At 60.5% G+C, this 19,155-nt stretch carries 18 protein-coding genes; 14 read left to right on the forward strand and 4 right to left on the reverse strand.

Going from position 1 to position 19,155, the window contains the following annotated elements; genetic code table 11:
- Positions 1-16: 16 nt before the first annotated feature.
- The gene (gene fadE / locus ACJ8J1_RS10370; protein ID WP_103682158.1) at positions 17-2,473 is read right to left on the reverse strand and encodes an acyl-CoA dehydrogenase FadE; all 2,457 of its coding nucleotides are present in this window, start codon (positions 2,471-2,473) and stop codon (positions 17-19) included.
- A 246-nt stretch (positions 2,474-2,719) separates the two neighbouring features.
- Here fadE and lpcA point away from each other — a divergent pair, with 246 nt between their 5' ends.
- Complete coding sequence (gene lpcA, locus ACJ8J1_RS10375) at positions 2,720-3,301, forward strand: D-sedoheptulose 7-phosphate isomerase (protein WP_004930220.1); 582 nt, start codon at positions 2,720-2,722, stop codon at positions 3,299-3,301.
- Positions 3,302-3,404: 103 nt separating this feature from the next.
- Positions 3,405-4,208, forward strand: coding sequence for a class II glutamine amidotransferase (locus ACJ8J1_RS10380; RefSeq protein WP_019454310.1), 804 nt, complete (start codon positions 3,405-3,407; stop codon positions 4,206-4,208).
- Here ACJ8J1_RS10380 and dpaA read toward each other — a convergent pair.
- Complete coding sequence (gene dpaA, locus ACJ8J1_RS10385; RefSeq protein WP_033641973.1) at positions 4,143-4,910, reverse strand: peptidoglycan meso-diaminopimelic acid protein amidase; 768 nt, start codon at positions 4,908-4,910, stop codon at positions 4,143-4,145. The two genes, ACJ8J1_RS10380 and dpaA, sit on opposite strands and share 66 nt — an antisense overlap.
- Positions 4,911-5,462: 552 nt before the next feature.
- Between dpaA and ACJ8J1_RS10390 the strand changes: the two genes are divergently transcribed.
- The 8 genes from ACJ8J1_RS10390 to nqrM are packed head-to-tail and all read left to right on the forward strand — an operon-like array spanning position 5,463 to position 12,572.
- Positions 5,463-6,812 carry a Na(+)-translocating NADH-quinone reductase subunit A gene (locus ACJ8J1_RS10390; RefSeq protein WP_033641974.1) on the forward strand — a complete coding sequence of 450 codons (1,350 nt, stop codon included), beginning with the start codon at positions 5,463-5,465 and terminating at the stop codon, positions 6,810-6,812.
- Between the two features lie 3 nt (positions 6,813-6,815).
- The gene (locus ACJ8J1_RS10395) at positions 6,816-8,057 is read left to right on the forward strand and encodes an NADH:ubiquinone reductase (Na(+)-transporting) subunit B (RefSeq protein ID WP_016928991.1); all 1,242 of its coding nucleotides are present in this window, start codon (positions 6,816-6,818) and stop codon (positions 8,055-8,057) included.
- The gene (locus tag ACJ8J1_RS10400) at positions 8,047-8,841 is read left to right on the forward strand and encodes a Na(+)-translocating NADH-quinone reductase subunit C (RefSeq protein WP_033641975.1); all 795 of its coding nucleotides are present in this window, start codon (positions 8,047-8,049) and stop codon (positions 8,839-8,841) included. Before ACJ8J1_RS10395 ends, ACJ8J1_RS10400 begins: the two co-directional genes overlap by 11 nt.
- A complete protein-coding gene (locus tag ACJ8J1_RS10405; protein WP_004930232.1) occupies positions 8,834-9,463 on the forward strand; it encodes an NADH:ubiquinone reductase (Na(+)-transporting) subunit D in 630 nt (209 codons plus the stop codon). The genes ACJ8J1_RS10400 and ACJ8J1_RS10405 overlap by 8 nt, the downstream gene beginning before the upstream one ends.
- Before the next feature lie 6 nt (positions 9,464-9,469).
- Complete coding sequence (gene nqrE, locus ACJ8J1_RS10410; protein ID WP_004930235.1) at positions 9,470-10,066, forward strand: NADH:ubiquinone reductase (Na(+)-transporting) subunit E; 597 nt, start codon at positions 9,470-9,472, stop codon at positions 10,064-10,066.
- 15 nt (positions 10,067-10,081) lie between these two features.
- Positions 10,082-11,305 (forward strand): NADH:ubiquinone reductase (Na(+)-transporting) subunit F, encoded by a 1,224-nt coding sequence (gene nqrF / locus ACJ8J1_RS10415; protein WP_033634097.1) that lies wholly within the window; start codon positions 10,082-10,084, stop codon positions 11,303-11,305.
- Positions 11,306-12,337: an FAD:protein FMN transferase gene (locus ACJ8J1_RS10420; RefSeq protein ID WP_103682157.1), complete on the forward strand. Its 1,032-nt coding sequence runs from the start codon at positions 11,306-11,308 to the stop codon at positions 12,335-12,337.
- A gap of 7 nt (positions 12,338-12,344) precedes the next feature.
- Positions 12,345-12,572 (forward strand): (Na+)-NQR maturation NqrM, encoded by a 228-nt coding sequence (gene nqrM, locus ACJ8J1_RS10425; RefSeq protein ID WP_016928987.1) that lies wholly within the window; start codon positions 12,345-12,347, stop codon positions 12,570-12,572.
- Between the two features lie 32 nt (positions 12,573-12,604).
- Here nqrM and ACJ8J1_RS10430 read toward each other — a convergent pair whose 3' ends face one another.
- Positions 12,605-13,501, reverse strand: coding sequence for a glycerophosphodiester phosphodiesterase family protein (locus tag ACJ8J1_RS10430; protein WP_033641977.1), 897 nt, complete (start codon positions 13,499-13,501; stop codon positions 12,605-12,607).
- Between the two features lie 183 nt (positions 13,502-13,684).
- Here ACJ8J1_RS10430 and dinB point away from each other — a divergent pair, with 183 nt between their 5' ends.
- On the forward strand, positions 13,685-14,746 hold the full coding sequence (gene dinB, locus ACJ8J1_RS10435; RefSeq protein ID WP_033641978.1) for a DNA polymerase IV: 1,062 nt from the start codon (positions 13,685-13,687) through the stop codon (positions 14,744-14,746).
- A gap of 42 nt (positions 14,747-14,788) precedes the next feature.
- On the opposite strand, the gene pepD is transcribed toward dinB, so the two are convergent.
- A complete protein-coding gene (gene pepD, locus ACJ8J1_RS10440) occupies positions 14,789-16,249 on the reverse strand; it encodes a beta-Ala-His dipeptidase (protein WP_033641979.1) in 1,461 nt (486 codons plus the stop codon).
- A 337-nt stretch (positions 16,250-16,586) separates the two neighbouring features.
- Between pepD and gpt the strand changes: the two genes are divergently transcribed.
- From gpt to crl, 3 genes are all read left to right on the forward strand, one after another.
- Complete coding sequence (gene gpt / locus ACJ8J1_RS10445; protein WP_025301674.1) at positions 16,587-17,045, forward strand: xanthine phosphoribosyltransferase; 459 nt, start codon at positions 16,587-16,589, stop codon at positions 17,043-17,045.
- Between the two features lie 303 nt (positions 17,046-17,348).
- On the forward strand, positions 17,349-18,596 hold the full coding sequence (gene frsA / locus ACJ8J1_RS10450) for an esterase FrsA (protein WP_033641980.1): 1,248 nt from the start codon (positions 17,349-17,351) through the stop codon (positions 18,594-18,596).
- Positions 18,597-18,656: 60 nt separating this feature from the next.
- On the forward strand, positions 18,657-19,058 hold the full coding sequence (gene crl, locus ACJ8J1_RS10455) for a sigma factor-binding protein Crl (RefSeq protein WP_033641981.1): 402 nt from the start codon (positions 18,657-18,659) through the stop codon (positions 19,056-19,058).
- Positions 19,059-19,155 lie beyond the last annotated feature (97 nt).

Consider the following 19,155-nt stretch of genomic DNA (forward strand, 5'->3'; position numbering starts at 1 on the left):
GGAGTAGGAATTGGCGTTAAGCCGCTTCGGTCTGCTGTTGGCGCTTAGACTGCGCCGCCGGCTTTTCCGGCTTGGCGGCCGCCAGCGCATCCGGCGCAAAGTCGTCCACGTTGATGGAGCGCAGGCGGCTCTCTTCGGCTTTCACCAGGATCTTCGCTTCGTCGGCGCTGATCTTGCCTTCTTCCAGCGCGCGCTCCGCCAAACGATCCAGACGGGTGAACGGCAGGTTTTTGCCGGCCGCCTTGCACAGGCGTTCGTGAATCGGCTCGGCGGCCATCACGTCGGCCAGCGCCGCTTCCAGCAGACCGATTGGGTTATGTTCGCTCGGCGTCAGGTACTGGCCGCGCCCCAGGCGGCTGCGGGTGGCGGAAGGCACCTGCAGGATCTTGGCCAACTGGTGATCCAGACGATCGGACGGTGCGGTATGCACACGGCCGAGCGGGAAGACCACGAAGCGCATCGCGCCGGCGATAAAGCGGTTCGGGAAGTTGCGCAGCAGATCATCCAGCGCCTGTTCGGCTTTATGCAGGCTGTCTTGCACGCCCCAATGTACCAGCGGCAGATCTTCTTTCTGACGGCCTTCGTCGTCAAAGCGTTTCAGCACGGCGGAAGCCAGGTACATCTGGCTGAGGATATCCCCCAGGCGAGCGGAGATGCGCTCGCGGCGCTTCAGGCTGCCGCCCAGCACGCCCATGGAAACGTCCGACAGCAACGCCAGGTTGGCGCTCAGGCGGTTCAACTGCTGATAGTAACGACGGGTCGCGTCCTTGGTCGGCGTGGCGCTGGTGCGGCCGTTGGTCAGGCCCAGCCAGAAGCTGCGTACCTTGTTGCTGCCGACGTGGCCCAGGTGGCCGAACAGCGATTTATCGAAGGCGTTCAGATCGTTGTTCTGCGCCGCCGCCATTTCATCCAGCACATAAGGATGGCAGCGGATCGCGCCCTGACCGAAGATCATCATGGTGCGGGTCAGGATGTTCGCGCCTTCCACCGTGATGGCGATCGGTGCGCCCTGATAAGCGCGAGCCAGGAAGTTGGATTCGCCCAGCATAATGCCTTTACCGCCGGCGATGTCCATGGCGTCAACGATCGACTGCTGGCCGCGGTGCGTACAGTGGTATTTGACGATGGCCGACAGCACGGCCGGTTTCTCGCCCTGCACCAGCGCGTAGGTGATCAGCGAAGCGGCGGCGTCCATCACATAGGTGTTGCCGGCGATGCGCGCCAACGGCTCTTCGATCCCTTCCATTTTACCGATGGAGATCTTGAACTGACGGCGAATGTGCGCGTAGGCGCCGGTCGCCAGGGCGATGGATTTCAGGCTGCCGGTGGAGTTGGACGGCAGGGTGATGCCGCGACCGACCGACAGGCATTCAACCAGCATGCGCCAGCCCTGGCCGGCCATTTTCGGGCCGCCGATGATGTAATCGATCGGCACGAACACGTCGGTGCCGCGGGTCGGGCCGTTCTGGAACGGCACGTTCAGCGGGAAGTGGCGGTTGCCGATTTCCACGCCCGGCGTGCTGGTCGGGATCAGCGCACAGGTGATGCCCGGGGATTCGTTGTCGCTCAGCAGGCGGTTCGGGTCATGCAGTTTGAATGCCAAACCCAGTACGGTGGCGACCGGCGCCAGCGTGATGTAGCGCTTGTTCCAGGTCAGGCGCATGCCCAGCACCTGCTTGCCTTGCCATTCACCCATGCACACGGTGCCGACGTCTGGAATGGCACCGGCATCGGAGCCCGCTTCCGGGCTGGTCAGCGCGAAGCAAGGGATCTCGTCGCCGCGCGCCAGGCCCGGCAGATAGTGGTTTTTCTGTTCTTCGGTACCGTAATGCTGCAGCAGTTCGCCTGGGCCGAGGGAGTTCGGCACGCCGACGGTGATCGCCAGGATGCCGGAAACGCCGGCCAGTTTTTGCAGCACCATCGCCTGAGCGTAAGGGGAGAATTCCAGACCGCCGTACTCTTTCTTGATGATCATCGCGAAGAAACGGTGTTCTTTCAGGTACGCCCAGAGTTCAGGCGGCAGATCGGCCAGTTCGTGAGTGATCTGGAAGTCGTTGGCCATGCGGCAGGCTTCTTCCACCGGGCCGTCGATAAACGCCTGCTCTTCTTCCGTCAGGCGCGGTTTCGGGTAGCTGTGCAGCTTGTTCCAGTCCGGCGCGCCGCGGAACAGATCGCCTTCCCACCAGGTGGTGCCCGCGTCGATCGCTTCCTTCTCGGTGGTGGACATCGGCGGCATCACCTTGCGGAAGGCGCGCAGCGCCGGCGCGGAGAGCAGAGAGCGACGCACAGAGGAAAGGTTCAGCGGCAGCAGCACGATCGCCAGCGGCAGCAACAGCCAGAAGCTCCACAGGCCGATCGCGCCCATGGCGGCGGTGTACGCCACCAGGATCAGGCTGCTGAGGGTAAGGTTCACTCGGTGGTAGAACACCACGCCGAGGAGAGCCAGTAAAACGACAATACTAAGAACCATCATAAGAAGCTCCGAAGTAGTAAGAGGTCTGACCTGTTGTGTGTATGTAATAGGTTTTAGTACAAGGCAGAATTTTTATCAATGCGTTTACAGTTTAATTACAACTCAGGTCACAAACTGACAGCACCAATCATCAAAAACCTCTCCGCTTCCTTAACCGGCGCGCTGTTTGGCTGAGAATGCTTCTCGCTGTTTCCGCGATCCGGTACACTGCGGAGCGGAAGATTTGACGATAACAAGAGGTTCCTCATGTACCACGACCTTATTCGCAGTGAACTGAACGAAGCGGCTGATACCCTGGCGAAATTTATCAATGACGACGCCAACATCGACGCCATCCAACGCGCGGCGGTGCTGCTGGCGGACTCCTTCAAAGCCGGCGGTAAAGTGATCTCCTGCGGCAACGGCGGTTCCCATTGCGACGCGATGCACTTCGCCGAAGAGCTGACCGGCCGCTACCGTGAAAACCGCCCGGGCTACCCGGCGATTGCCATCTCGGACGTGAGCCATCTGTCCTGCGTCAGCAACGACTTCGGCTATGAGTATGTGTTCTCCCGCTATGTGGAAGCGGTGGGCCGCGAAGGCGACGTGCTGCTGGGCATTTCCACCTCCGGCAACTCCGGCAACATCATCAAGGCCATCGACGCGGCGCGCGCCAAGGGGATGAAAGTGATCACCCTGACCGGCAAGGACGGCGGCAAAATGGCGGGTTCCGCCGATGTGGAAATCCGTGTGCCGCACTTCGGCTACGCCGATCGCATTCAGGAAATCCACATCAAAGCGATTCACATCTTGATTCAGCTGATCGAAAAAGAGATGGTTAAGGCTTGATAGCCTTCGGGGGGGCTGCGGCTCCCCCAGGAATAAGACAGCGGGCGCTGCATGCATGCCGCGCCCGCACAGCGTATGTCAGTGTGGTTAAGGAGTGCTGGCGATGTGTGAACTGCTCGGGATGAGCGCAAACGTACCGACCGATATCTGCTTCAGCTTTACCGGCCTGGTACAGCGCGGCGGCCGCACCGGGCCGCATAAGGATGGCTGGGGCATTACCTTCTATGAAGGGAACGGCTGCCGCACATTCAAGGATCCGCAGCCGAGCTTCAACTCGCCGATCGCCCGCCTGGTGCAGGACTATCCGATCAAGTCTTGCGCGGTGGTGTCCCATATTCGCCAGGCCAACCGCGGCGAAGTGGCGCTGGAAAACACCCATCCGTTCACCCGCGAACTGTGGGGCCGCAACTGGACCTACGCGCACAACGGCCAATTGAAAGGCTATCGCCAACTGGATACCGGCACGTTTCGCCCGGTCGGCCAGACCGACAGCGAATACGCGTTTTGCTGGCTGCTGCATCAGCTGGCGTTGAAATACCCGCGCACGCCGAGCCAGTGGCCGGCGGTGTTCCGCTATATCGGCCTGTTGGCGAGCCAGCTGCGCAAGAAAGGGGTATTTAACATGCTGTTGTCGGACGGGCGCTTCGTGATGGCCTATTGCTCCACCAACCTGTATTGGATCACGCGCCGCGCGCCGTTCGGCAAGGCGACGCTACTGGATCAGGACGTGGAGATCGATTTTCAGCAGCAGACCACACCGAACGATGTGGTCACGGTGATCGCCACCCAACCGCTGACCGCCAACGAAACCTGGCACAAGATTGAGCCAGGCGAGTTCGCGTTATTTCACTTCGGTGAGCGGCTTGTTCTGAGCGAAGGGATTGGTGTTGGGCGTCGGGCTGGTTGACGCGTACTGCGTCATCTGGCCGCTGCTCATCAACGGTTGACCCAGCACATACTGGCCGTTGTCCACGGTCATCATCGGCGGCTGGTGGTTCTTCGCGAAGTAATCATAGCCCGGCTTCAGCTGGCGCCAGAAGGCGATATAGCTGGATGACGCATGGCGCTTCAGGTTCTGTTCGGTCATGCGGAACGGGTAGATGCTGATGTCGACGCGGCTTTGGCCATAGGCGAAGGCGGCTTCGACGTAGCGATAGATCTCATCCATATAGGTGTTGGTCATCGCGTAACAGCCGATCGATTTACATTCGCCGTGGATCATCAGATAAGCGCCGGAATAGCCCTGCGACTTATCGTAATCATTAGGGAAACCGATATTGATCGCCCGATAATACTTGCTGTCGGGTTTCAGATGGCGCGCGTCAACGCTATAAAAGCCTTCCGGACTTTTAAAGTCGCCTTCACGACGTTTAGGACCCAGCCCGCCGGAGAAATTACAGATCGGGAACGTATTGACCAAGCGGAATTCATTGCCCATTTTGGCATACAATTCCAGCTTACGTTCCTCTTTGAAGATCTGAATATAGACCGGCGACCCCAATAATTGCTGTTTAACTACCGGCGCTTCGGGTACCTGCTCGCTGGCGCTGCAGGCCGTGATCATCGGCATAGAAACAAGCATCGCAAACAACAGCGCGATTTTGCTCATTATTATTCCTGCTTATATTTATCTGCTGGCGCAATGAGATTGGCCAGCGTGCCACTGATTATTGTTTTTACTGCTGCAAAACACCGCCAGATTACCAGCGCGTTTATTTTTAGCAATACGTGATATGTATAAAAAAACGACAAAGCTCGATAAAAGTGAAATGACCGGCAGATTTTAACGATAAGTAGTGAAAAACAGGCGAAATTTAATTGCGTTTGCTTGACACAAGTCACGACGGAACGCAGAACAATGTTGCGAACAATGTTAATATTCTCTCTTCAATTTAACGCGCTGTGGCGATTGAAGCGGCAAGAGTTATTGCATATAACCCGGCCGTTTTGATGGTTATTTGGCTACATGCCGTTAACACATCGACTGTCGCGCAAACAACGGAAGGGGGATTCAAGGGAATGCGCGTTACCCCAGTTTTTCACTGCGAGAAAGTTCATGTTGGGCGTGCCGTTGTGCGCACTGCCCGGCAATCCTGGCATCGTCAGCACCCGCCTCTGGGGCCGGTCAGACGTGTAAACCAAACTACATCGTATAAATCCTATGATTAAGATCAGAAAAGGGTTAGATCTGCCGATAGCCGGAGCCCCGGTTCAGGCGATCCAAGATGGCCCGAACATTCAGCATGTCGCCCTGCTTGGGGAAGAGTATGTCGGAATGCGTCCCTCCATGCTGGTGCAGGAAGGCGATACCGTTAAGAAAGGCCAGGCGTTGTTCGAAGATAAGAAAAACCCCGGGGTTTTCTTCACGGCTCCCGCCAGCGGCCGCATCGTCGCGATTAACCGCGGCGAGCGGCGCGTCTTGCAATCGGTGGTGATTGCGCTGGAAAACGGCGGCGACGATCAGCTTGAGTTTGCGCATTATCCGTTGGGTGAACTCAGCCAACTGCCGCGCGAACAGGTCGAAAGCGAACTGATCGCCAGCGGCCTGTGGACCGCGCTGCGCACCCGCCCGTTCAGCAAAACGCCAAGCCCCGGCAGCGAACCGCGCGCCATTTTCGTCACCGCGATGGATACCCAACCGTTGGCCGCCGATCCGCAGGTGATCATCGCCGAACAGCAGGCGGCCTTCAACGCCGGGCTGGTGGTCTTGGCGCGTCTGACGGCGGGCAAGGTGCACGTATGCCACGCCGCCGGCGCCTCGGTTGGCCAGCAGAGCGGCCCGCAGATCGCCTACAGCGAATTTGCCGGCCCGCATCCCGCCGGGCTGGCGGGCACCCATATTCACTTCCTTGAACCGGTCAGCCTGAAGAAAACCGTTTGGCACATCGGTTACCAGGACGCGATCGCCATCGGCACCCTGTTCACCACCGGTAAGCTCGATACCCGCCGGGTCGTGGCGCTGGCCGGGCCGCAGGTGGCGCAGCCGACGCTGCTGCGCACCCGCCTGGGAGCCAGCCTCGATGAGCTGACCGCCGGCCGCCTGAAAGAGGGCGAGAACCGGGTGATCTCCGGTTCGGTGCTGAACGGTATGCAGGCCGCCGGGCCGAACGCCTGGCTGGGCCGTTTCCACTCGCAGGTGTCGGTGCTGGAAGAAGGGCGCGACAAAGAGCTGTTCGGCTGGATCGTGCCGTCGCCGAACAAGTTCTCCATTACCCGCACCACGCTGGGCCACTTCCTGAAAAACAAACTGTTCGCCTTCTCGACCACCACTAACGGCGGCGAACGCGCCATGGTGCCGATCGGCAACTATGAGCGGGTGATGCCGCTGGATATTTTGCCGACGCTGCTGCTGCGCGATTTGCTGGCGGGCGACAGCGACAGTGCGCAGGCGCTGGGCTGCCTGGAGCTGGACGAGGAAGATCTGGCGTTGTGCACCTTCGTTTGCCCCGGCAAGTATGAGTACGCGCCGGTGCTGCGCGAGGTGCTGACCAAGATTGAGCAGGAAGGATAACCGATGGGCCTGAAGAATTATTTTGAGAAGATAGAGCATCACTTCACGCCGGGCGGCAAACTGGAAAAGTGGTACCCGCTGTATGAAGCGACCACCACGGTGTTTTATACCCCCGGCACGGTGACGCGCGGCGCTTCGCACGTGCGCGACGCCATCGATTTGAAACGCATGATGATCCTGGTGTGGCTGGCGGTGTTCCCGGCGATGTTCTGGGGCATGTACAACGTCGGCCAGCAGGCGATCCCGGCGCTGCACCATCTGTACAGCGGCGACGCGCTGCAACAGGTGCTGGCGGGCGACTGGCATTATCGCCTGGCGCAGTGGCTCGGCGCCTCGCTGGCGGCCGACGCCGGCTGGGTCAGCAAGATGGTGCTGGGCGCCTGTTACTTCCTGCCGATCTACGCCGTGGTGTTCGTCGTCGGCGGCTTCTGGGAAGTGCTGTTCGCCATTATCCGCAAGCATGAGGTCAACGAAGGCTTCTTCGTCACTTCTATCCTGTTCGCGCTGATCGTGCCGCCGACCCTGCCGCTGTGGCAGGCCGCGCTGGGCATCACCTTCGGCGTGGTGGTGGCCAAAGAGATCTTCGGCGGCACCGGGCGCAACTTCCTCAACCCGGCGCTGGCCGGCCGCGCCTTCCTGTTCTTCGCCTATCCGGCGCAGATCTCCGGTGACTTGGTGTGGACCTCCGCGGACGGTTTCTCCGGCGCGACGCCGCTGGCGCAGTGGAGCGCAGGCGGGGCGCACAGCCTGAGCAACGTGGCCACCGGCCAGTCCATCAGTTGGCTGGACGCCTTCCTCGGCAACATTCCCGGCTCCATCGGTGAAGTCTCCACGCTGATGATCCTGATCGGCGGGGCGATTATCCTGTTCGGCCGCGTGGCCTCCTGGCGCATCGTCGCCGGCGTGATGCTCGGCATGGTGGCTTCCGCCCTGTTGTTCAACGCCATCGGTTCGGACACCAATCCGATGTTTGCCATGCCGTGGTACTGGCATCTGGTGCTGGGCGGCTTCGCCTTCGGCATGATCTTTATGGCGACCGACCCGGTTTCCGCCTCCTTCACCAACAAGGGGAAATGGTGGTACGGCATTCTGATCGGCGTGATGTGCGTGCTGATCCGGGTGGTCAACCCCGCCTATCCGGAAGGCATGATGCTGGCGATCCTGTTCGCCAACCTGTTCGCGCCGCTGTTCGATTACCTGGTGGTGCAGGCCAACATCAAGCGGAGAAAAGCCCGTGGCGAATGAAGCGAAAAACGACGGCATCGGTAAAACGCTGCTGGTAGTGCTGCTGCTGTGTCTGGTGTGTTCAGTGGTGGTGGCGGGCTCCGCCGTCGGCCTGAAGTCCAAACAGCAGGAGCAAAAGCTGCTCGACAAGCAGCGCAATATTCTCGACGTAGCCGGCCTGTTGCAGCCGAAAATGGAGAGCGAGCAGGTCAAGCGCCTGTACAGCGAGCGCATCGAACCGCGCCTGGTGGATCTGAACAGCGGCGAATTTGTCGCCGGCAAGGCGGCGGCGTTCGATCTGGGCGCCGCGCTGCGCGACGACGCCAAAAGCGTGGCGTTGCCCGCGGGCGACGATCCGGCTGGCATCAAGCGCCGCAGCAACCAGGCGGAAATCTACCTGGTGCGCGATGAAAGCGGCCAGGTGAACAAGATTGTGTTGCCGGTATACGGCACCGGTCTGTGGTCGATGATGTACGCCTTCGTGGCATTGGATAACGACGGCAACACGGTCAAGGGCATCACCTACTACGACCAGGGGGAAACGCCGGGGCTGGGCGGTGAGGTCGAGAACCCGTCCTGGCGCCAGCAGTGGGTCGGCAAGCAGCTGTTCGACGACAACGGCCAGCCGGCGATCCGCGTGGTGAAAGGCGGCGCGCGTCAGGGGGACGTACACGGGGTGGATGGCCTGTCCGGCGCCACGCTGACCTCCAACGGCGTGCAGCATACGTTTGATTTCTGGTTGGGCGAGCACGGCTTCGGCCCGTTCCTGAAAAAAGTTCGTGAAGGAGCGTTGAAAAATGGCTGATTCCAAAGAGATAAAGCGGGTCCTGCTGGGGCCGCTGTTCGACAATAACCCGATCGCCCTGCAGGTGCTGGGCGTCTGTTCGGCGCTGGCGGTGACCACCAAGCTGGAAACGGCGGTGGTGATGACCATTGCGGTGACGCTGGTGACCGCGTTCTCCAGCTTCTTCATCTCGCTGATCCGTCATCATATTCCCAACAGCGTGCGCATCATCGTGCAGATGGCGATCATCGCCTCGCTGGTGATCGTGGTCGATCAGCTGTTGCGCGCCTATGCGTTCGAGATCTCCAAGCAGCTGTCGGTGTTCGTCGGCCTTATCATCACCAACTGCATCGTGATGGGGCGCGCCGAGGCCTACGCCATGAAGTCGCCGCCGATCGAGAGCTTTATGGACGGCATCGGCAACGGGCTGGGTTACGGGGTGATCCTGGTGCTGGTCGGTTTCCTGCGCGAGCTGATTGGCTCCGGCAAGCTGTTCGGCGTTCCGGTGCTGGAAACGGTGCAGAACGGCGGCTGGTATCAGCCGAACGGCCTGTTCCTGCTGGCGCCGAGTGCGTTCTTCATCATCGGCCTGCTGATCTGGGTGCTGCGCACCCTGAAGCCGGCGCAGATCGAAAAGGAGTAAAGGCCGATGGAACACTATATCAGCCTGTTTGTGCGCGCGGTGTTCGTCGAGAACATGGCGCTGGCGTTCTTCCTCGGGATGTGTACTTTCCTGGCGGTGTCGAAGAAGGTGTCGACCGCCTTTGGCCTGGGCATCGCGGTGACCATCGTGCTCGGCATTTCGGTGCCGGTGAATAACCTGGTCTACAACCTGATCCTGCGCGACGGCGCGCTGGTGGAAGGCGTCGATCTGAGCTTCCTCAACTTCATCACCTTCATCGGCGTGATCGCAGCGCTGGTGCAGATATTGGAGATGATCCTCGATCGCTTCTTCCCGTCGCTGTATAACGCGCTCGGCATCTTCCTGCCGCTCATCACCGTGAACTGCGCCATCTTCGGTGGCGTGTCCTTCATGGTGCAGCGCGACTACAACTTCGCCGAATCGGTGGTGTACGGCTTTGGTTCCGGCACCGGCTGGATGCTGGCGATCGTCGCCATGGCGGGGATCCGCGAAAAACTCAAGTATGCCAACGTGCCGGCAGGGCTGCGCGGTCTGGGCATTACCTTTATCACCACCGGACTGATGGCGCTGGGCTTCATGTCCTTCTCCGGTGTTCAGTTGTAAAGGCGGGAAGAATTTATGGAAATTATTTTAGGCGTAGCGATGTTCACCGCCATCGTGATGGTGCTGGTGTTGCTGATCCTGTTCGCCAAATCGAAGCTGGTGAACACCGGCGACATCGCGGTGGAAATCAATGGCGATCTGGATAAAAGCTTCCATGCGCCTGCGGGCGACAAGCTGCTCAACGTGCTCTCCAGCCAGGGGATCTTCGTCTCCTCGGCTTGCGGCGGCGGCGGCTCCTGCGGCCAGTGCCGGGTGGTGATCAAAGAGGGCGGCGGCGATATCCTGCCGACCGAGCTCTCGCACATCAACAAGCGCGAAGCGAAAGAAGGGTGCCGCCTGGCGTGCCAGGTGAACGTGAAGCAGAACCTGAAGATCGAGCTGCCGGAAGAGATCTTCGGCGTGAAGAAATGGGAGTGCGAGGTTATCTCCAACGATAACAAAGCCACCTTTATCAAAGAGCTGAAGCTGAAGATCCCCGATGGCGAAGACGTGCCGTTCCGCGCGGGCGGTTTCATCCAGATCGAAGCGCCGGCGCACGACATCAGTTACGCCGACTTCGACGTGCCGCAGGAGTATCGCGGCGACTGGGACAAGTTCAACCTGTTCCGCTACCGTTCGACGGTGAACGACACCACGGTGCGCGCCTACTCGATGGCCAACTACCCGGAAGAGAAGGGCATCATCATGCTCAACGTGCGTATCGCCACGCCGCCGCCCAACAATCCGGACGTGCCGCCGGGCATCATGTCTTCCTATATCTGGTCGCTGAAGCCGGGCGACAAGGTGACCATCTCCGGGCCGTTCGGCGAGTTCTTCGCCAAGGACACCGACGCCGAAATGATCTTTATCGGCGGCGGCGCGGGCATGGCGCCGATGCGTTCGCACATCTTCGATCAGCTCAAGCGTTTGAACTCGAAACGCAAGATCACCTTCTGGTACGGTGCGCGTTCGCTGCGCGAGATGTTCTATGAAGACGACTTCAACCAGCTGCAGGCGGAGAACGAAAACTTCACCTGGCACGTGGCGCTGTCGGATCCGCAGCCGGAAGATAACTGGACCGGCTACACCGGCTTTATCCATAATGTTCTGCTGGAGAACTACCTGAAGAACCACCCGGCGCCGGAGGACTGCGAGTTTTACATGTGCGGGCCGCCGATGATGAACGCCGCGGTGATCAAGATGCTCAAAGATCTGGGTGTCGAAGACGAAAACATCATGCTGGATGACTTTGGTGGCTAAATGCGCGCATGGGCGATGAAGAACTGGCTGACGGGCGTGGCGCTGAGCGCCACCCTGCTGCTGACCGGCTGCGGGCCGGAACAGGTGGATCTGACGGGTAAAACCATGGGCACCTCGTATTCGATCCGTTACGTGACCGGTGACGATACGCCGTCGGCGCGCGAGATGCAGGCGGAGATCGACAAGCGGCTGGAGCAGGTGAACGACCAGATGTCCACCTACCGGCCGGACTCCGAACTGAGCCGCTTCAACGCCAGCCGCGACATTGACCGGCCGTTCCCGGTTTCGCCGGCCACCGCTGAGGTGGTGAGCGAAGCGCTGCGCATCAACCGCGTCACCGACGGCGCGCTGGACGTGACCGTCGGGCCGCTGGTCAACCTGTGGGGCTTCGGCCCGGAAGGGCGGCCGGATAAAGTGCCGAGCGAGGCGGAGCTGGCGCAGCGCCGCGCCTGGACCGGGGCCGACAAACTGTCGGTGCAGGGCAGCGCGCTGGTGAAAAGCATCCCCGAGCTGTATGTCGACCTGTCGTCGATCGCCAAAGGATACGGCGTGGACGTGGTGGCGGAGTACCTGCAATCGCAACACGTGCAAAACTACATGGTGGATATCGGCGGGGAGGTGCGCACGCGTGGGCATAACGGCGAGCAAAAGCCGTGGCGCATCGCCATCGAGCGCCCGACCGCCGGTACGCAGCAGCAGGCGCAGCTGGTGATCCAGCCGGGGGAGATGTCGATCGCCACCTCGGGTGACTATCGCAACTACTTCGAGCAGGACGGAGTGCGCTATTCGCACACCATCGATCCGGTCACCGGCAGGCCAATTCACCACCGTTTGGTGTCGATCACCGTGCTGAGCCCGACCTGCATGACCGCCGACGGCCTGTCCACCGGCCTGAACGTGATGGGGCCGGAGCGCGGCCTGGCGCTGGCTAACCTGCTCGGCATCCCGGTGTTCATGATCGTGAAAACCGCCGACGGGTTTGAGGAGCGTTATTCAGACGCGTTCAAGCCCTATCTGAAAAAGCGTTCGTGAGGTTGCTATGTTGACGGTATTCGCCGCTACCTTCGTGTTGTTTCTGCTGATCGTCGGCGGGATGTCGCTGGGTTACGTGTTCAAACGCAAAAGCCTGCAGGGCAGCTGCGGCGGCATCACCGCGCTGGGCATGGAGAAAGTCTGCGACTGCCCGGAGCCGTGCGATGCGCGCAAAAAACGCGAAGCCAAAGCGGCGCAGCGGCGCGAGCAGTTGGAAAAGCACCGCATTCTGTAGCTGTAGCGAAAACCCGGCCTTGGCCGGGTTTTTTATTTCGTCTTGCGGAAGCTTTTCGCCTCGGCCGGGGAGTTAACCATCACGCCGTCGGCGCCCAGCGCCAGCGCCTGCTGATATTCCTGCGGCGAGTTGACCCCGAACAGGATGATGTGCGCCGGGCCCTGCGAGCGGAAACAGTCCATCGACTCTTTATCCCAGGTCAGAAACGCCTTCGAACGCCCTTCGCCGAGGGTATATTTCTCTACCACCTCCACCTCGCGCTTCAGCTCCAGCCCGTACCAGCGCGGCTGCCGGTTGTCCGGTTTGACGTCGCACTGGTGCGCCATGGTGACGTTGGCCAGCAGCGTGCGGGTCTCGTCGCGGCTTTCAAAGCGCGGGATGGCCGGCGGCAGCGCCTGCAGGTATTTGGCGTCGGTAGAGTAGACGCGGGTGCGGTTCAGGCTGTCGGTGCTTTGCAACGTCGCCAGCAGCGCCTGGCCAAACTGCGCCGGATCGGCGTCCGGGGATTTGATGTCCAGATAAAAGGTGACGTGCGGAAACGCCTTCAGCACGTCGTCGAGGCGCGGAATGCCGATGCCCTGGCCGCGGAACGGGTGGGCGTCACCCTTGGCGAAGGCCCAGCCGGCATCGGTCTCGGCCAGCTGCGCGGCGGTATAGGCAGAGACCGGGCCCTGCCGGTTGGTCAACGCTTTCAGATCCGAGGGGCGGTACAGCACGATGACGCCGTCTTTGGATTCTTGCAGGGTGATCCAAATGGCGTCGGCGCCGTTTTTCAATGCCGTTTCGATAGCGATGCGGGTGTTCTCCGGCGCATCGGCGGTGCCGCCGCGGTGGGCGACGATCGCCGGCGCATGACCGGCGGCGGCGCTGGCCGCCAGCGCGCTCAGCGACAGCGCGGAAGCCAGCAGCAAATGAGAAAATCTGATCATGTAGGGTACCTTGTCGTTATCGTTGTGGTGAGCCGCACGGGATGGCGGAAATCATACTATTGAAAAATTAAGCTTTTTTAACAACGCGGAAATATCTGGCGGAAACGGCGCTTTCATCGAACCCTGCGGCCTTGAGCTTTCGGTATCTGACTGTATACTTATACAGTGTTACTGGAGGGTGCGATGCGTAAAATCATTCATGTCGATATGGACTGCTTCTTCGCGGCGGTGGAAATGCGCGACGATCCCAGCCTGCGCGATATTCCGTTGGCGATTGGCGGCAGCGCCGATCGGCGCGGGGTGATCAGCACCGCCAACTACCCGGCGCGGCGCTATGGCGTACACAGCGCCATGTCCACGGCGATGGCGCTCAAGCTGTGTCCGCATCTCACCCTGCTGCCGGGGCGCATGGCGGCCTATAAAGAGGCTTCGCTGCACATCCGCGAAATCTTCGCCCGCTATACCCCGTTGATCGAGCCGCTGTCGCTTGATGAAGCCTATCTCGACGTGACCGACAGCCCGCAATGCAACGGTTCGGCGACGCTGATCGCCCAGGAAATCCGTCAGGCGATCGCCGACGAGCTGAACCTGACCGCGTCGGCCGGCGTCGCGCCGATCAAGTTTCTCGCCAAAATCGCCTCCGAGATGAACAAGCCGAACGGGCAATACGTGATCACGCCGGCGCAGGTGCCGGCGTTTTTGCAGCAGCTGCCGCTCAGCAAGATCCCCGGCGTCGGCAAGGTGACCGCCAAACGGCTGGAGGAAGTGGGGCTCATCACCTGCGCCGACGTGCAGCAATACGATTTGGCGCAGCTGCTCAAGCGCTTCGGCAAATTCGGCCGGGTGCTGTGGGAGCGGTGCCAGGGCATCGATCGGCGCGAAATCTCGGCGGAGCGGCTGCGCAAATCGGTGGGGGTGGAGCGCACGCTGGCGGAAGACATTCACGACTGGGAAGACTGCGAAACGCTGATTATCGACAAACTCTATCCCGAGCTGGAGATGCGGCTGCGCAAGGTAAAGCCGGATCTGCACATCGCCCGGCAGGGCGTGAAGCTGAAGTTTCAGGATTTTCAGCAAACCACCCAGGAGCACGTCTTCCCGGTGTTGAACCGGCAGGATTTGCTGGAGGTGGCGCGGCAGGCGTGGCGCGAGCGGCGCGAAGGGCGCGGCGTGCGGCTGGTGGGGTTGCATGTGACGCTGCTCGATCCGCAGCTGGAGCGGCAGCTGGCGCTGCCTTGGGAATAAAAAAGCCGGCGAGTCGCCGGCTTTTTGCGTTAAGCGTGCAGATTACGCGCGCTCAGGGATTGCTTTCAGCAGCGAGGTCAGCAGCTTCCAGTACAGACCGACGCTTTCGATATGCACTTGCTCATCCGGCGAGTGCGGGCCGGTGATGGTTGGCCCGATCGATACCATATCCATGTTTGGATACGGCTTTTTGAACAGACCGCATTCCAGACCGGCGTGGATCACCATGATGTTCGGCGTCTTGTTGAACAGCTCCTGATACAGCTCGCGCACCAAGTGCATCACCGGCGAGTCGGCGTCCGGCTGCCAGCCCGGGTAGCCCCCCTTCGGCGCCACGTTGGCGCCGGCCAGCTGGCCCAGCGCGGTCAGCATCTCGACAACGTAATCTTTGCCGCTGTCGATCAGGGAGCGGATCAGGCAGATGATTTCCGCTTCGTTTTCGCTGGTGGTGACTACGCCGACGTTCAGCGAGGTTTCCACCACGCCTTTCACCGCGTCGCTCATGCGGATCACGCCGTTCGGCGTGCCGTTCAGTAGCGCCAGGAAGCGTTGCTGGCTGTCGGCGCTCAGCGCCTGCGAAGCGCTGGTGGTCGGCTCCAGCAGCACGGTGATGTTCTTCTCTTTGGCGGAGAGTTCGTTCTGCAGCACGGCCAGGAACTCTTGGCTCAGCGCTTTCAGCGCGTCGGCTTTTTCTGCCGGCACCGCTACCACCGCGGAGGCTTCACGCGGGATGGCGTTGCGCAGGGTGCCGCCGTTCAGGTCCAGCACGCGCAGGTTCAGCGCCTCCGCATGGGCGAATAGGAAGCGCGCCAGCAGTTTGTTGGCGTTGCCCAGCCCGACGTGGATCTCGGCGCCGGAATGGCCGCCTTTCAGGCCCTTGAGGGTCAGCTTCAGGGTTTGGTAACCGGTCGGCACCGCTTCGCGCTGCAGCGGCAGGGTCGTGATGAAGTCGATACCGCCGGCGCAACCCATGTAGATTTCGCCTTCTTCTTCGGAATCGGTATTGATCAGGATGTCCGCCTGCAGCCAGTTCGGCTGCAGCCCGAAGGCGCCGTCCATCCCCGCTTCTTCGGTCATGGTCAGCAGGACTTCCAGCGGGCCGTGCTCAACGCTGTCGTCGGCCAGCACCGCCAGGGCGGAGGCCATGCCGATGCCGTTATCGGCGCCCAGCGTGGTGCCGCGCGCTTTCACCCACTCGCCGGCGATATAAGGCTGGATCGGATCCTTGGCGAAGTCGTGCACGGTGTCGTTATTCTTTTGCGGCACCATGTCCAGGTGCGCTTGCAGCGCCACCGGCTTGCGATTTTCCATGCCTTTGGTGGCCGGTTTGCGCAGCAGGATATTGCCGACCTGATCGCGCTCGGCGTGCAGGTTCTTTTCTTTGGCCCAGGTGAGGATGTGCTGCGCCAGCGCTTCTTCATGATAAGAAGGGTGCGGGATAGAACAGATCTTGGCGAAAATATCCCACAGCGGCTGTGGCGAAAGCTGAGACAATTCAGACACTATAAGTCTCCTGTGACGGCAAGCTCCGACAGGACGGGCGTGCCGCGCGGTTAAGGTGAGCGGGTATCTGTGCGTCGTGGCACGATCGTCAGAGAATATCACTTTATTTCCGGCGGTGCGCGCCCCGTATTGTGCGGTTTAAGCGCTTGATCACACGGCTTCGCGGCGGGAACGCTCGTTTTTTCAGCATCAATCACCGAAAAGCCGCCCGGCGGAAATCGCGAGGTTTTCCTCGGTACAGCTGGAATTCAACGCGGCCAGTCTCTATAATCTCGCGCAACCTTTTTTCCCCTGAACTATAAATAAGCCGCTTCACCGCCGGCTGGGACACGATTCTATGAGCGAAAAATACGTTGTTACCTGGGATATGCTGCAAATGCACGCACGCAAGCTGGCGCACCGCCTGCTGCCTGCCGACAAATGGACAGGCATCATTGCCGTAAGCCGCGGCGGTCTGGTACCGGCGGGCCTGCTGGCGCGCGAACTGGGCATCCGCTATGTGGATACCGTCTGCATTTCCAGCTATGACCATGACAACCAACGCGAAATGAAAGTGCTCAAGCGCGCCGAAGGCGACGGTGAAGGCTTCATCGTGGTGGACGATCTGGTGGATACCGGCGGCACCGCGAAAGCGATCCGCGATATGTACCCGAAAGCGCATTTCGTCACCATCTTCGCCAAACCAGCGGGTCGTCCGCTGGTGGACGACTACGAAGTCGACATCCCGCAGGATACCTGGATCGAACAGCCGTGGGACATGGGCGTCAGCTTCGTTCCCCCGATCGGCGGTCGCTAAGCCCAGCCAGTTCCAAGTCAACGCCCGGTTATGCCGGGCGTTTGTTTAATGATAAACGTGATGGCGTTGTCAGGCTTACCGAAGGCAAGATATAAAAAATAAGGAAAATCAATTTATTGATTTTCGGCCGTTGACCACAAAGGAGGAAAAACCACGCTTTTTCCTCCTTTGTCAGCCGCCTGACGCCCGGTTATGCCGGGCGTTTGCGTTATCTTGGTTTATCCCGCCAGAGTTAGGTACACTACCTCCAGTTAAGTAGGCCTTTTGCGGCCTATCGCCAGATTTACGGAGGCTGTTGTTACCATGGCACAGGCCAACCTTTCTGAAATTCTTTTCAAGCCCAAATTCAAACACCCCGAAACCTCGACGCTGGTGCTGCGTGCGCGTAACAAAGTGAGCGCCGCCATGCATTCCGCATTGGAAGGCGACACCACCGGCAGCTGGTACCGCATGCTGAATCCGCTGCTGTGGGCCTGGCGCGGCGTCAGCCCGATCGAAATCCACGAAGTGCTGGCGCGCATCGCCGCCTCGGACGCCGAGCGCAGCAACCCGCAGCGGCTGGATACCGTGGTGGGCTACCGCAACGGCAACTGGATCTACGAGTGGATCCATCAGGGCATGCAGTGGCAGCAGCGGGCGACGGAGCAGCAGGATCCGCTGCTCGGCGGCGAATACTGGCTGAAGGCCGCGAGCCTGTACAGCATCGCCGGTTACCCGCACCTGAAGGGCGACGAGCTGGCCGAACAGGCGGAGATGCTCGCCAACCGCGCTTACGAAGAGGCGGCGCTGCTTCTGCCGTATCAGCTGAAAGAGCTGGAGTTTCGCATTGAAGGCGGCGCCAGCGTCACCGGCTTCCTGCACATGCCGGAGAAGGGCGAAGCGCCGTTCCCGACGGTGCTGATGTGCGGCAGCCTCGACACGCTGCAGACCGACTACCACCGCCTGTTCCGCGACTACCTGGCGCCGTACGGCATCGCCATGCTGACGCTCGATATGCCGTCGATCGGCTCCTCCTGCAAGTGGAAGCTGACGCAGGACTCCAGCTACCTGCACCAGCAGGTGCTGATCCAGCTGGCCTCGGTGCCGTGGGTGGATCATCAGCGGGTGAGCGCCTTCGGCTTCCGCTTCGGCGCCAATGTGGCGGTGCGGCTGGCTTATCTGGAGCCGCAGCGGCTGCGCGGCGTAGCCTGCCTGGGGCCGGTGGTGCATCGCCTGCTGTGTGACAGCAGCACCCAGCTGAACGTGCCGGACATGTATATGGACGTGCTGGCCAGCCGCATGGGCATGGCCAACGCTTCCGACAACGTGCTGAAGGTGGAGCTGAACAGCTACTCGCTGAAAATGCAGGGGCTGCTGGGGCGCCGTTGCCCGACGCCGATGATCTCCGGCTACTGGGAGCGCGATACGCTCAGCCCGAAAGAGGAGTCGCAGCTGATCGTCACCTCCTCGGTGAGCGGCAAGCTGGTCGCCATCCCGCGCACCCCGGTTTACGACAGCTTCCACCGGGCGCTGCTGCAGATGTCCGGTTGGCTGAGGGACAAAATGCGTTAATTAGTTGCTAAATTTTAACAGTTTGTTAAAAAGAGTGGTCTACATTGAGGAGGTTAGAGAATGACGTTACCGAGTGGTCACCCTAAAAGCCGACTAATGAAACGTTTTGCCAGCTTGGGGCCGTACCTGCGTGAAGGGCAATGTGAAAACGACCGTTTTTTCTTTGATTGTTTGGCCGTCTGCGTCAATGTAAAGCCCGCTCCGGAGAAGCGCGAGTTCTGGGGCTGGTGGATGGAGCTGCAGGCGGAAGAGGCGCGCTTCACCTATTCCTACCAATTCGGCCTGTTCGACAAGGAAGGCGACTGGACGGCGCAAAACATTAAGGATGATGAAGTGAGCGCCAAGCTGGAAGACACCCTGCGCGACTTCCATCGCCGCCTGGGCGAGCTGCTGGCGACCATGGAACTGGGGCTGGAACCCGCCGACGATTTCAAAGAAAAACTGATCAAACTCTCCGCCTGACCCCGTTTGACCACGTATTGTGCTGATTTCGCGTTGTGCCTGTTGGCATAACGCGTCTCTCCTGTTACAAAGACCTTTGCACTCTTCTTCTCATCAT

This window comes from Serratia sp. CY37869, from assembly GCF_052168895.1.
Taxonomy (GTDB): domain Bacteria; phylum Pseudomonadota; class Gammaproteobacteria; order Enterobacterales; family Enterobacteriaceae; genus Serratia; species Serratia ureilytica.

What these genes read in the sequence shown, in the direction of transcription:
- fadE (WP_103682158.1), bottom strand. Translation starts at nt 2,473, where the DNA reads ATGATGGTTCTTAGTATTGTCGTTTTACTGGCTCTCCTCGGCGTGGTG.
- lpcA (WP_004930220.1), top strand. Translation starts at nt 2,720, where the DNA reads ATGTACCACGACCTTATTCGCAGTGAACTGAACGAAGCGGCTGATACC.
- ACJ8J1_RS10380 (WP_019454310.1), top strand. Translation starts at nt 3,405, where the DNA reads ATGTGTGAACTGCTCGGGATGAGCGCAAACGTACCGACCGATATCTGC.
- dpaA (WP_033641973.1), bottom strand. Translation starts at nt 4,910, where the DNA reads ATGAGCAAAATCGCGCTGTTGTTTGCGATGCTTGTTTCTATGCCGATG.
- ACJ8J1_RS10390 (WP_033641974.1), top strand. Translation starts at nt 5,463, where the DNA reads ATGATTAAGATCAGAAAAGGGTTAGATCTGCCGATAGCCGGAGCCCCG.
- ACJ8J1_RS10395 (WP_016928991.1), top strand. Translation starts at nt 6,816, where the DNA reads ATGGGCCTGAAGAATTATTTTGAGAAGATAGAGCATCACTTCACGCCG.
- ACJ8J1_RS10405 (WP_004930232.1), top strand. Translation starts at nt 8,834, where the DNA reads ATGGCTGATTCCAAAGAGATAAAGCGGGTCCTGCTGGGGCCGCTGTTC.
- nqrE (WP_004930235.1), top strand. Translation starts at nt 9,470, where the DNA reads ATGGAACACTATATCAGCCTGTTTGTGCGCGCGGTGTTCGTCGAGAAC.
- nqrF (WP_033634097.1), top strand. Translation starts at nt 10,082, where the DNA reads ATGGAAATTATTTTAGGCGTAGCGATGTTCACCGCCATCGTGATGGTG.
- ACJ8J1_RS10420 (WP_103682157.1), top strand. Translation starts at nt 11,306, where the DNA reads ATGCGCGCATGGGCGATGAAGAACTGGCTGACGGGCGTGGCGCTGAGC.
- nqrM (WP_016928987.1), top strand. Translation starts at nt 12,345, where the DNA reads ATGTTGACGGTATTCGCCGCTACCTTCGTGTTGTTTCTGCTGATCGTC.
- ACJ8J1_RS10430 (WP_033641977.1), bottom strand. Translation starts at nt 13,501, where the DNA reads ATGATCAGATTTTCTCATTTGCTGCTGGCTTCCGCGCTGTCGCTGAGC.
- dinB (WP_033641978.1), top strand. Translation starts at nt 13,685, where the DNA reads ATGCGTAAAATCATTCATGTCGATATGGACTGCTTCTTCGCGGCGGTG.
- gpt (WP_025301674.1), top strand. Translation starts at nt 16,587, where the DNA reads ATGAGCGAAAAATACGTTGTTACCTGGGATATGCTGCAAATGCACGCA.
- frsA (WP_033641980.1), top strand. Translation starts at nt 17,349, where the DNA reads ATGGCACAGGCCAACCTTTCTGAAATTCTTTTCAAGCCCAAATTCAAA.
- crl (WP_033641981.1), top strand. Translation starts at nt 18,657, where the DNA reads ATGACGTTACCGAGTGGTCACCCTAAAAGCCGACTAATGAAACGTTTT.